Source organism: Glutamicibacter soli (genome assembly GCF_003309065.1).
In the GTDB taxonomy this organism is placed as follows: Bacteria; Actinomycetota; Actinomycetes; order Actinomycetales; family Micrococcaceae; genus Glutamicibacter; species Glutamicibacter soli.
The window spans coordinates 206981-219137 of the sequence record NZ_POAF01000002.1 but is presented as its reverse complement, the minus strand read 5'-3'; the positions used below and the strand labels follow the sequence as shown (position 1 = coordinate 219137).

Below are 12157 nucleotides of genomic sequence, written 5' to 3'. Positions count from 1 at the left end.
CATCAATCCTAAGGTCACAACCCGTTGCCCGACCGCTTGTCGTCGATAGATGTGCCGTTGGGCGCAGGTTTTGCTCCGCTGAGCCATGGCTGGGCCCAAACCCCTAGTCGGGGACGGAACTTTCGCAGATAGTGAACTTAGTCACAGTCGAGATGTGCCTTGCATCACATCAGGTTTCAATCATCCAACCACCCGCACAAGGAGGGCATCATGAGTGCCAATCCCCACCACAATGTCGAAGACGACATTGATTTCGTGGCGGAGAGCAAGTCGGAGGAATTCCAGGAACTGCGCCGCACCCACCGTAGCTTCGTATTCCCCATGGCTATCTTCTTCCTGGTCTGGTATTTCGCCTACGTTCTTTTGGCCGATTACTTCCACGACTTCATGTCCATCAAGGTCCTGGGCAACATCAACATGGGCATCGTCCTGGGCCTGCTGCAGTTCGTGTCCACCTTCGCCATCACCGCAGCCTACGTGAGCTTCTCCAACAAGAAGCTCGATCCGAAGGCCACCAAGATCCGTGAGCGTCTGGAGAACCAGGGAGCAGATCAGTGAACAACCTAACCATCCTTGCGGCGGCGGCTGAGAAGACCACTGTCGGCAACCCGCTGGTGAACATCGCCATCTTCGTCGCCTTCGTCGGCGTCACCCTGGTGATCGTGCTCCGAGCCAGCAAGAACAACAAGACCGCCGCTGACTACTACGCCGGCGGACGCTCCTTCACCGGAACCCAGAATGGCACCGCCATCGCCGGCGACTACCTGTCGGCGGCATCCTTCCTGGGCATCGTCGGCGCCATCGCCATCAACGGCTACGACGGCTTCCTGTACTCCATCGGCTTCCTCGTGGCCTGGCTGGTTGCCCTGCTGCTCGTGGCCGAGCTGCTGCGCAACACCGGCAAGTTCACCATGGCCGATGTGCTTTCCTTCCGCCTGAAGCAGCGTCCTGTGCGCATCGCCGCGGCGATCTCCACCCTCGCGGTGTGCGTGTTCTACCTGCTGGCGCAAATGGCCGGCGCCGGCGCACTGGTGTCCCTGCTGCTGGGCATCGACTCCAAGGCAGGCCAGTCGCTGGTGATCGTCATCGTCGGCGCGCTGATGATCCTATACGTCCTGGTCGGCGGCATGAAGGGCACCACCTGGGTGCAGATCATCAAGGCCTGCCTGCTCATCGCCGGCGCCCTGATCATGACCGTGTGGACCCTGGCCATGTTCGGATTCAACTTCTCCGAGCTGCTAGGCAAGGCCGCCGAAGTGGCTGGCAACCCTGAGATCCTGAACCCGGGCATGCAGTATGGCAAGTCCGAAACCTCAAAGCTCGACTTCATCTCCCTGGCCCTGGCCTTGGTGCTCGGCACCGCAGGTTTGCCGCACGTGCTGATGCGCTTTTACACCGTGCCAACCGCCAAGGAAGCCCGCAAGTCGGTCGTCTGGGCCATCTGGCTGATCGGTGCCTTCTACCTGTTCACCCTGGTCCTCGGCTTCGGCGCCGGCGCCCTGATCGGCCCGGACAAGATCAAGGCCGCCCCGGGCGGCGTGAACTCCGCAGCCCCGCTGCTGGCCTACGAACTGGGCGGCACGCTGCTGCTGGGCCTGATCTCCGCGGTGGCCTTCGCAACCATCCTGGCGGTGGTAGCCGGCCTGACCATCACCGCAGCTGCTTCCTTCGCCCACGATGTCTACGCATCGGTCATCTCCAAGGGCAAGAGCACCCCGGAGAAGGAAATGAAGGTTGCCCGTCGCACCGTACTGGTCATCGGCGTCTTCGCGATCGCCGGCGGCATCGGTGCCCAGGGCCAGAACGTCGCCTTCCTGGTGGCGCTGGCCTTCGCGGTAGCTGCCTCGGCCAACCTTCCGACCATCCTCTACTCGCTGTTCTGGAAGGGCTTCAAGACCCGCGGTGCAGTCTGGTCGATGTACGGTGGCCTGGGCTCGGCCATCCTGCTGATCATCTTCTCGCCGGTCTTCTCCGGTGCGGCAACCTCGATGATCCCGAGCATCGATATCTCGATCTTCCCGCTGGCCAACCCGGGCCTCGTCTCCATCCCGCTGGCATTCCTGCTCGGCTGGCTGGGCTCGATCACCGATCCGGGAAGCGAGGATCCCAAGAAGGCGGCGGAAATGGAAGTTCGCTCGCTGACCGGTGTCGGTGCAGAGAAGGCAGTCGACCACTAGCCTTCTGCTCAATCACCTAGCGGAAAACCGATGCGGACGGGATCAGCCACTCAGGCTGGTCCCGTCCGCATTTCTGAGCCGCCATGCTGTGGCGCGCCGCTGCGCGGTGTCATGCATCGACCTGCCTGAGGGCGGAGCAGCCACCTCGGATACGGCGGATTGGGTGTTCCTGCCGGCCTTGCCAAGCGCTGGCCCGGGACAGTCGGGCGACCCGGCAGTCAGGTGCTCGGCAGACCCGGTGACGCGACTTTCCGGACGGGGAAATCCATGGACGCAAGCGCGTGGAGGGGTCGCTGATTGCGAAAAAGACACATTGTTACGCGAGGATTTTCAACGTTCCGAACGAAATTTTTGGGGACTTGGAGACGCGGATTAATGACTTTCCTGCTAGCTCGGAACTTCTGCGCCAGCGGTGATTTCATGGCCGCGGCCAGGGATTGAAGGCCGGAATTACGGCGCGGAAGGCAGCATCTACGTTCGCCCAACTGCACGTGAAGCCGCAGTTCGAGCGAGTGGGGTGGAGCCTTGAAAGTTCGTGGATTTCGAGTGGCGATGCGCGAAGTCGTGGAAGAAGTTTTGCCTGGATGCACGAATCAGGTACCTTGAATTTGCAAGTTGCGACGTAAATGTCGAGAACTGCACCAAGTATTGATCTAGGGGAATTATCAATACGCGTACCTTTTCATGAGCAAGAGTCTTTGCGATGGGGATCGTGAAGTCTTAAGTCATTGTTTGTGATTTCCGGACAAGCAGCTAACTGCTTTTCTGGTTATTTGGTGCGCCGACTTTTTGGGGGAAATCGGCTTATGCCATGGTCATCTGTAATTTCTGCTGCCTTGAGCCTTTCGGCAGCACTCGTCTTCGCGCTTCCAAGCCAGCGCAAGCATCTCAAGCGGCGTTTCCGCCGCGGTTCGCAACTCATCGCGGTACTGGTCGTGGGATCCATAGTCCTGGCCATGGTCAACCTGCTCGTGGCCAGCGGCCCATGGCAGTCGGAGCCATTGCGCGAAATGGCAATCCAGGTCACCCTCGTCTTCGCCTTCGGCATGGCGATCTTCGCGATCACCAACCAGATCGTGCCCGTCGTTCCGCAATCGCAGCAGCGGGTTGTCTTGGCGATCGGCGCCCATCCCGACGACCTTGAAATTGCCTGCGGTGCCACCCTGGCCAAGCTGGCCGATACGGGACACGAAGTTCACGTGCTGGTGATGAGCAACGGCGCGGTCGGAGGTGACGAAGCCGTTCGCGAAAACGAGGCGATGCGCGGAGCCCGTTTCATGGGAGCCAAGAGCATGGTCACTCACAGCCTTCCGGATACCAAGCTGTCCGATTCAACGAACGAGATGGTCCAGGCCATTGAAGAACGGGTGACGGTCCTGAATCCCGACCTGATTTTCACGCATTCCGAGCACGACCAGCACCAGGACCACCATGCTGTGCATTTCGCCACCCTCCGTGCGGCCCGCCGGCATTCGTCGATCCTGTGCTTTGAGAGCCCGTCGGTCACCAGGAAGTTCAATCCTGCCGTGTTCATCGACGTAGCCGACTACATCGGCGTCAAGGTCCATGCGGTGGCTCAGCACGCCGACCAGAAGGGCAAGCCCTACATGACCGAAGAGAATCTCAAGGGTATTGCCGCTTTCCGCGGCAACCAGGCCAAAACGAAGTATGCCGAGGGATTCGAGCCAGTGCGCCTGCTCGGTTCCGCGATTGGAGTGTTCTAAATGCGAATCCTGTTTACCGGAGCGAACGGACCAGCCGGCCGAGCCCTCGGGGCGCAGCTTGCCTCAAGCGATTTCACCGTCATCGGCGCCGACATGGACAGCACTGCCAATGAGTACTACGCGGTCATCGAGAAGGTCCCGGCGGCCAGCGACCCGTCGATGATCGGCCGCTTGGCCGAGATCATCCGCGAGCACCATATCGACGTGCTGATTCCCACGGTCAGCGACGAGCTTCCCGCCGTGGCGGCTGCCGGCGCCGAGCTGGCTGGATGCACCGTCATGATCGGATCGCCGGAAGCCGTATCCACCGCCCACGACAAGTGGCTGACCATGCAGGTCCTGGCAGCGGCCGGGGTGCCGGTCCCGCGCTCGGCGCTTCCAAGCAGCTTCGAGAACCTGGATGCGGCCTTCGAGGCGCTCGGCCGTCCACTGATCGTCAAGCCGCGAATCGCCCGGGGCGGCCGCGGGGTCGGCGTGGTGGGGAACCACAGCGATCTGGATTTCTCCGCGCTGGATGATTCATGGGTCCTGCAGGAATTCGCCAGCGGGGAAGAATTCGCGCCGATGGTCTTCAACGGCAACGGCGAGAACGACCTGGCAGTGGTCGTCCGCAAGACCGAGCTCAAGCAGGGAGTTGTGGGCAACGCGGTGTCGACCGAGCGCGTGGCAGCTGATGAAGCCGTGGACGTGCAGCAGATCGCACTGGACGCGGTGCGCGCGGTGGGCCTGGAATACCAGGCCGACCTCGACATCCGCCGCCTCGCCAACGGCCAGCCGGTGGTGCTGGAAATCAACGCCCGCTTCGGGGCGAACTCCCGGCAGGCTCCCGAGCTGCTGTCCACCGTGCTGCGCGCATCGTCCCGCGCACTAGCAGCCGCCGGGGGCAGGCCATGACCGAATTCCTGAATGGTTTCTTTGACGGGATCACGACGCCCATCGGCATGGTGGTCGTGGGGCTGTTCATGGTCGGCGGCGGGCTGATCCTCGGAATGGGTTTGGTCAAGCTCTGCTTCATTCCCATGTCGCTGGCGTTTGTCGCCCGCGAGCGCCGCCGCGCCAAGAACAACAAGCAGCTGGTCTTCGAATCCCGTCCGCGCGTGAGCATCGTGGTGCCCGGATACAACGAGGAAGTGGTCATCTCCAACTGCGTGGAGTCGATCCTGCGCAGCAACTACGAGGATTTCGAGGTGATCCTCGTTGACGACGGGTCGACTGACGGCACCGCCAGGATCATGGATGAATGGGCGGCGAAGGACCACCGGGTCTCCAGCATTTCCCAGCCAAATGCGGGAAAGGGCGCGGCGCTCAATCGCGGGTTCGCGGCCAGCGACGGCGAGGTAGTGCTCTTCGTCGATGCCGACGGCGTGTTCGGCGAGGAGACCATCAACGAGATGCTCAAGGGATTCAACCACCCCAGCATCGGCGCGGTGTGCGGGGACGACCGCCCGGTCAACCTGAATACCGTGCAGACCCGCCTGCTCACCGTCATCTCGCACCTGGGTACCGGCGTCGTGCGCCGCGCCTTGGCGCTCATCGGCTGCCTGCCCATCGTGTCCGGCAATTCCGGTGCGTTCCTGCGCTCCGCCTTGAACGTGGCCGGCAATTTGGATGAGCGGATTATCGGCGAGGACCTCGAACTGACGTGGCGCATCCACAAGGCCGGATACCAGGTGAACTTCGCGCCGCGGGCCCTGGTCTACGCGGAATCTCCGTCAACCCTGCGCGGGTTGTGGAAGCAGCGCGTACGGTGGGCGCGCGGACTGCTGCAAACCATCAAGATCCACAAGTCCATGCACGGAAATCCGCGTTTCGGAGCCTTCGGCTTCTTCCTCGTCTTCAACACCTTCAACATGGTCGCCATGCCGGTGATCCAGCTCCTGGTTCTCTTGTCGATCCCGGTGATGTTCCTGCTGGGAAGCAACCCGATTGGCGATGGCGTGTGGGCTTTCCTCGCGTGGCTCGGCATTCTTGTCTCGATTGCACTGGCCATCTACGCCATCGCGCTGAATCGCGCGGCGGCGGATCTGCGCCACCTGTGGACGATTCCGCTTTGGCCGATCTACTCCGTCTTGATCGGGCTGACGATGCTCAGCGCACTGTTCAAGGAGATCACCAACAAGCCTGCGAACTGGAACAAACTCGATCGCTCCGGCGTCGTGTCGGTCGGCAGGTAGCCCTCCGGACCTTTGTGAAGCCTCCCTGCTGCGCCCGCGCGATCGCGCCCGCGCCGCAGGGAGGCTTTGTGCCGTTGCTCATGCAGGTTGCTTGCGCGCAGGCCCGTCTGCCAGCGAATGCTCCAGCAACCGCGTGGTGCGGTAGGGGACCAGCTCCGCCATCGACAGCGCCGAATCGGCCCGGTTGACCCCTTCGATATGCAGCAGCTGGCCGTGGACCCGGAAAAGTTCTTCGGCGTCCTTGGCGGCGACCCGGACCAGGATGTCCGCCGAGCCGGTCAGTCCGTGCGCCTCGAGCACCTCAGGGATCTGTTCCAGCTTGGCCGCGATGTCCTCCAAATGGCGTTGGTCCACATGAAGCTCGACGAATGAGAGCAGCCCGTAACCCAGCGACTTCGCGGGGATGCGCCGGTCGAGCGAATCGAGGACCTCGTTCTCCAATCGGGTGATGCGGGTCTGCACGGTATTGCGGCCCAGGCCCAAGGTGGTTGCCACGGCTGAGGCGGTCCGCTTGGCGGCGGTGGACAGGGCAAGCAGGATGCGGCGGTCCGTCTGGTCAAGTAGCTGCATAATGAGCACGTTAGCACCGATACCGGAGGGCGGACAGTGCGTTTTGCCCGAATTCGAATCTGGCCATTGTGCAATCTGCGTTGCGTGAGTAGCATCACATTAAGCCTGAAGTGTGAAACTGCCTCGGGCACCGACTACGCGAGAGTAAGGATGCTGATCGTGTCCACCAAGCACATCGATGTAGCCGCGGAGTGCATACCTACGCACCAGCTGCTGAACGTCGCCGGGGAACGGGTCCCGGACCGAGAACTAGACCATTACGTTGCCAAGCTGACCGAGTCGGACTTGGCGGATTTTCTGCGGGACATGGTTGTCCTGCGGCGGCTGGATCACGAGGCGACCGCCTTGCAGCGCCAGGGCGAACTGGGCCTGTGGGCCCCTCTGCTCGGCCAGGAGGCTGCGCAGATCGGTTCGGTGCGCGCCGCCCGCGATTCTGATTTCATCTTCCCTTCCTACCGCGAGCACGGCGTGGCCTGGGCCCGGGGTGTTAAGGCCGAGGACCTCCTCAGCGTCTGGCGCGGGGCACAGTCCAGCGGGTGGAACCCCAACGAGGTCAACATCGCCTGCCAGCAGATCGTGATCGGTGCGCAGACCCTGCACGCCGCCGGCTACGGCATGGGCATCAAGTTCGACGGAACCGACGACGTGGCCATCACCTACTTCGGTGATGGCGCCACCAGCCAGGGCGACGTCAGCGAGGCCATGGTCTTCGCCGCCAGCTACCAGGCGCCGGTGCTGTTCTTCTGCCAGAACAACCAGTGGGCCATTTCCGAGCCGGTGGCGCTGCAGAGCCGCACCCAGATCGCCGACCGGGCCCACGGCTTCGGATTGAAGACTTGGCGTGTTGACGGCAACGACATCCTGGCCGTCTACGCCGCGACCCAAGCCGCCTTGGCGCACTGCCGCAACGGGCTGGGCCCGACATTCGTCGAAGCCGTCACCTACCGCATGGGTTCGCACACCACCGCCGATGATCCGACGCGGTACCGCAAGGATGAAGAGCTTCAGAAGTGGAAGGCCAAGGACCCGATCGACCGGCTGGTCAAGTACCTGCACGTGATCGGCGCCGACGTCCAGTCCTATGAGCAGCGCGCGCAGAACGCCGCCGACGACCTGGCCGCGCAGCTGCGCGCCGCCATCACCGCGATGCCTGACCCCGCGGTGGGCGAGCTGTTCGACAATGTCTATTCCGAGGCGCACGAGCCCAGCACCCGGGCACGCGAGGGCTACCTCAGCTACCTGTCGGAGTTTGAGGAGGAGGGGCACTGATGGCCACCACCATGCTCAAGGCGCTGAACCAGTCGCTGCGCGATGCGCTGACTGAGGACGAGAAAGTGGTCCTGCTCGGCGAGGACATCGGAACCCTCGGCGGGGTCTTCCGCGTCACCGATGGCCTGAAGAAGGACTTCGGCGAGCACCGGGTCGTCGACACCCCGCTGGCCGAATCCGGGATCGTGGGCGCCGCCATCGGCTTGGCCTACCGCGGCTACCGGCCGGTGGTGGAGATCCAATTCGACGGGTTCACCTATCCGGCCTTCGACCAGCTGGTCTCCCAGCTGGCCAAGCTGCACTACCGCTCGCGCGGCCGGGTGAAGATGCCCGTGACCGTGCGGATTCCCTACGGCGGCGGCATCGGCTCGCCCGAGCACCACAGCGAATCCCCGGAAGCCTACTTCGCCCACACCGCCGGGCTGCGTGTTTTCGCGCCGTCCAGCGTGCAGGACGCCTACACAATGCTGCGTCAGGCCATCGCGAGCGATGATCCGGTGATCTATTTCGAGCCCAAGCGCCGCTACCACGAAAAGGCTGAGGTCGAGCTGGCTACGCCGGAGAGCGACTCCTCGCCGAAGGCCAAGGTGCTGCGCGAAGGCGACGACGTCACTGTCGTTGGATACGGCCCGACCACCTACACGCTCATGGACGCGGCGCAGGCGGCGGAAGACGAAGGCGTCGGCCTGGAAGTCATCGACCTGCGCAGCCTGGACCCGCTGGATATCGACACCGTTGCCGAATCGGTGAAGCGCACCGGCAAGCTCGTGGTGGTGCACGAGGCCAGCCGCACCAGCGGGATGGGGGCCGAGATCTGCGCCCAGATCACCGAGAGCTGCTTCGACTACCTGGAGCACGCCCCGCTGCGGGTCACGGGCTTCGACGTCCCCTACCCGCCATCCCGGCTTGAAAGCCACCACCTGCCTGATCTCGACAGGGTGATGCATGCGGTCGACACCGTGATGCGCCACCACGAGGCAACCGAAGGAGCTGCCAAGTGATGACCGCCCAAACCTTCAAGCTGCCGGATCTCGGCGAAGGACTGACCGAGTCCGAGGTGCTGAACTGGAAAATCAAGGTCGGCGAGCACGTCAGCCTGAACCAGATCATTGCCGAAGTGGAAACCGCCAAGGCAGTGGTTGAGCTTCCCTCGCCCTTCGCTGGCATCGTGCAGAAGCTGCATGCCGACGAGGGCCAGGTAGTTCCCGTGGGAGGCCCCCTGGTGACCTTCGACGACAAGCCTGTGGACCTGGACGGCAAGGGCGGTGCACAGCCAGGAGCTGAAGTCCCGGGGGAGAAGGAGGGCGCCGCCGAGCGGACTCCGACGCTGGTGGGCTACGGCGCTCCGGCGGCCAGCGGCAAGCGTCCGGCTCGCCGCGGCCGCGGCAAGACCGTTGCCGCCGAGGGGTCTGCTGCTGCAAGTGCTGCCGCGGTGCCCGAAGCGGCGCGGGCCACCGTGGCACGCAGCACGCCCCCGGTCCGCAAGCTTGCCCGAGACCACGGCATCGACATCGCCGAGGTGAAAGGCAGCGGGCCCGATGGCCTGGTGCTGCGCCGGGATATTGAAGCTCTGGTCAGTTCTCCCGCGGCACCCGCTGTAGAACCGCGGCCTGTTGCGGGCGAGCCGGCTGCCGTGGATGGGCAGAAGCGGGTGAAGATCAGCGCCATGCGACGGGCCACCGCCAATGCCATGGTGCAGTCGGCATTCACGGCGCCGCATGCCACCGAGTTCTTGACGGTCGATGTCACGAAGTCGTTGGAGCTGATCGACAAGCTCCGTGCCCGCCGCGAATTCAGGGACCTGAAACTGAACATCACGTCGCTGACGGCACTGGTGGTTTCACGCCTGCTGCTGAACTTCCCGAGCGTCAATGCGCGCTGGGACGGCGAGAACGATGAAATTATCCAATTCGCGGACGTGAATCTCGGTATGGCGGTCGCCAGCGACCGCGGACTGCTTGTCCCCGTGCTCAAACAGGCGCAGAATAAGCCACTAACATTGTTGGCCGCTGAATTGACTGAGCTCATCGACCATGCGCGGGCCGGCACCCTGACGGCGTCCCAGCTGACCGGCGGTACTTTTTCAATCACTAACGTTGGGGTGTTCGGCGTCGATGCCGGTACACCTATTCTGCCTCCGGGGCAGACAGGGATTCTCGCCTTAGGCCAAGTCAAGCCTAGGCCTTGGGAGTACCGAGGGGAAGTAGCACTACGGCATACTTCAACGCTGGCCTTGTCGTTCGACCACCGGGTCGTGGATGGCAAGGAAGCCAGCGAGTTACTTGCCGGTATCGGTGCGGTCCTTGAGGATCCCGGAATGATGAACTTTTTTCTTTGATTACGTCTAACCTTTGACTTGTAATCATATTATAAGTTTGAGTGACTAAAAGATTATCAAGCACTACTTTCACGATTATTCATTGGTTGTTTCGCAATCTTTGATGTAATCTCATTCACTAAGTGCTATAGCTCACGCTATACCGCACGGCTCCGCGAATTGCGGAAGCAGCAACGAACTGTTGAGGAGAAGAAGGATGCGAATCTCGCACGCATCGAAGGCCGTAGCTCTGTCCGCGGCCCTGGCATTGACCCTGTCGGCATGTGGCGGCGGCTCGTCTGAAACCCCTGAGGGTAACGGCGACGCCCAGGCAGGCGACACTTCATACGTCGTTTCGGCAAACACCACCGAACCGCAGAACGGCCTGCTGCCGGCCAACACCAACGAAGTTGGTGGCGGCCGCGTCATGGATCTGATCTTCACCGGCCTGGTGAGCTACACCGCCGATGGCAAGACCCAGAATGAGCTGGCCGAGTCGATCGAAACCACCGACTCCCAGAACTACACCATCAAGATCAAGTCCGGCCAGACTTTCTCCGATGGCTCGCCAGTGACCGCTGCTTCGTTCGTGGACGCCTGGAACTTCGGCGCCGCTGCAAAGAACGCACAGCTGAACTCCTACTTCTTCGAGTCCATCAAGGGCTACAAGGAAGTTAGCGCAGAGAACGCCAAGAAGGACACCATGGAGGGCCTGAAGGTCGTGGATGACACCACCTTCACCGTAGAGCTCTCGCAGCCTGAGTCCGACTTCCCGCTGCGACTTGGCTACACCGCCTTCTTCCCGCTTCCTGAAGCAGCGTTCGAGGATCCCAAGGCCTTCGGCGAAAAGCCGGTCGGCAACGGTCCATACACGCTGGCCGAGTGGAACCACGACGTCAACCTGAAGCTGGAAGTCAACGAGAAGTACGACGGTCCACGCAAGGCCCAGAACGGCGGAATCGACTTCAAGGTATACCAGTCGACTGACTCGGCATACCAGGATCTCATTTCCGGCAACTTGGATGTCCTGGATCAGGTTCCGCCAAGCCAGCTGGCTTCGTACCAGAGTGACTTGGGTGACCGTTCGGTCAACTCGCCTTACGCAGGCAACGCGACCATCACCATCCCGGGCTACCTGGATCACTTCAAGCAGGGCGAAGAGGGCAACCTGCGTCGTGCCGCTATCTCGCAGGCTATCGACCGCCAGCTGGTCATCGACAAGGTGTACCAGGGCGGCAAGGTCATCGCCAAGGACTTCACCGCACCGGTAATCGACGGCTACTCCGACAGCATTCCAGGCAGTGAAGTGCTGACTTTCAACGCCGAGGCCGCCAAGAAGGCCTGGGCCGACGCAGATGCCATTTCGAAGTGGGATGCAGATGCAGAACTGTCCATCGGCTACAACGTTGACGGCGCCGGCAACAAGGAATACGTCGAGGCTGTTGTCAACCAGCTGAAGAACAACCTGGGCATCAACGCCGTAGCCAAACCATACAGCTCCTTCAAGGAACTGCGTGAGCAGGTCACCGAGCGCAAGATGACCGGCGGCTTCCGTACCGGCTGGCAGGCCGACTACCCATCGCTGTACAACTTCCTCGGCGCCCTCTACGGCACCGGCGCAGGCTCCAACGATGGCGACTACTCGAACAAGGAGTTCGACGCCAAGCTGAAGGAAGGCTTGGCAGCGACCGATCCTGCTGCAGGTGCCGAGATCTTCAACCAGGCCCAGGAAATCCTGATGAAGGACCTTCCGGCCATCCCGCTGTGGTACCAGGCTGTTCAGGGCGGCTGGAGCGAAAACGTCTCCAACGTCGAATTCGGCTGGAACGGTGTCCCGCTGTACAACGAGATCGCCGGCAAGTAATTACGTTCAGCGTTTAGCCTGATCAAAGGCTCGAATAGCTGGGAACAACGTCAAGGGAGACC

At 62.2% G+C, this 12157-nt stretch carries 10 protein-coding genes; 9 read left to right on the top strand and 1 reads right to left on the bottom strand.

Features of this window, described 5'->3' with window-relative positions; all coding sequences use genetic code 11:
• The first annotated feature begins 210 nt into the window (after nt 1–210).
• The 5 genes from C1H84_RS04570 to C1H84_RS04550 all read left to right on the top strand — a co-directional run bounded on the left by C1H84_RS04570 (nt 211) and on the right by C1H84_RS04550 (nt 6075).
• Nucleotides 211–558: a DUF485 domain-containing protein gene (locus C1H84_RS04570; protein WP_047121042.1), complete on the top strand. Its 348-nt coding sequence runs from the start codon at nt 211–213 to the stop codon at nt 556–558.
• A gap of 11 nt (nt 559–569) precedes the next feature.
• Nucleotides 570–2177, top strand: coding sequence for a solute symporter family protein (locus C1H84_RS04565; RefSeq protein ID WP_047121197.1), 1608 nt, complete (start codon nt 570–572; stop codon nt 2175–2177).
• Between the two features lie 734 nt (nt 2178–2911).
• Nucleotides 2912–3901, top strand: coding sequence for a PIG-L deacetylase family protein (locus C1H84_RS04560; protein WP_231736101.1), 990 nt, complete (start codon nt 2912–2914; stop codon nt 3899–3901).
• Nucleotides 3902–4795 (top strand): ATP-grasp domain-containing protein, encoded by an 894-nt coding sequence (locus C1H84_RS04555; RefSeq protein ID WP_113606684.1) that lies wholly within the window; start codon nt 3902–3904, stop codon nt 4793–4795.
• Nucleotides 4792–6075 carry a glycosyltransferase family 2 protein gene (locus C1H84_RS04550; protein ID WP_113606683.1) on the top strand — a complete coding sequence of 428 codons (1284 nt, stop codon included), beginning with the start codon at nt 4792–4794 and terminating at the stop codon, nt 6073–6075. The genes C1H84_RS04555 and C1H84_RS04550 overlap by 4 nt, the downstream gene beginning before the upstream one ends.
• A 78-nt stretch (nt 6076–6153) precedes the next feature.
• On the opposite strand, the gene C1H84_RS04545 is transcribed toward C1H84_RS04550, so the two are convergent.
• Nucleotides 6154–6645 (bottom strand): Lrp/AsnC family transcriptional regulator, encoded by a 492-nt coding sequence (locus C1H84_RS04545; RefSeq protein ID WP_047121200.1) that lies wholly within the window; start codon nt 6643–6645, stop codon nt 6154–6156.
• Between the two features lie 150 nt (nt 6646–6795).
• Here C1H84_RS04545 and pdhA point away from each other — a divergent pair, with 150 nt between their 5' ends.
• From pdhA to C1H84_RS04525, 4 genes are all read left to right on the top strand, one after another.
• Nucleotides 6796–7914: a pyruvate dehydrogenase (acetyl-transferring) E1 component subunit alpha gene (gene pdhA / locus C1H84_RS04540; RefSeq protein WP_113606682.1), complete on the top strand. Its 1119-nt coding sequence runs from the start codon at nt 6796–6798 to the stop codon at nt 7912–7914.
• Nucleotides 7914–8915 carry an alpha-ketoacid dehydrogenase subunit beta gene (locus tag C1H84_RS04535; RefSeq protein WP_113606681.1) on the top strand — a complete coding sequence of 334 codons (1002 nt, stop codon included), beginning with the start codon at nt 7914–7916 and terminating at the stop codon, nt 8913–8915. Before pdhA ends, C1H84_RS04535 begins: the two co-directional genes overlap by 1 nt.
• Nucleotides 8915–10252 (top strand): dihydrolipoamide acetyltransferase family protein, encoded by a 1338-nt coding sequence (locus C1H84_RS04530; RefSeq protein ID WP_113606680.1) that lies wholly within the window; start codon nt 8915–8917, stop codon nt 10250–10252. Before C1H84_RS04535 ends, C1H84_RS04530 begins: the two co-directional genes overlap by 1 nt.
• A 196-nt stretch (nt 10253–10448) precedes the next feature.
• Complete coding sequence (locus C1H84_RS04525; RefSeq protein ID WP_047121047.1) at nt 10449–12095, top strand: peptide ABC transporter substrate-binding protein; 1647 nt, start codon at nt 10449–10451, stop codon at nt 12093–12095.
• Nucleotides 12096–12157 lie beyond the last annotated feature (62 nt).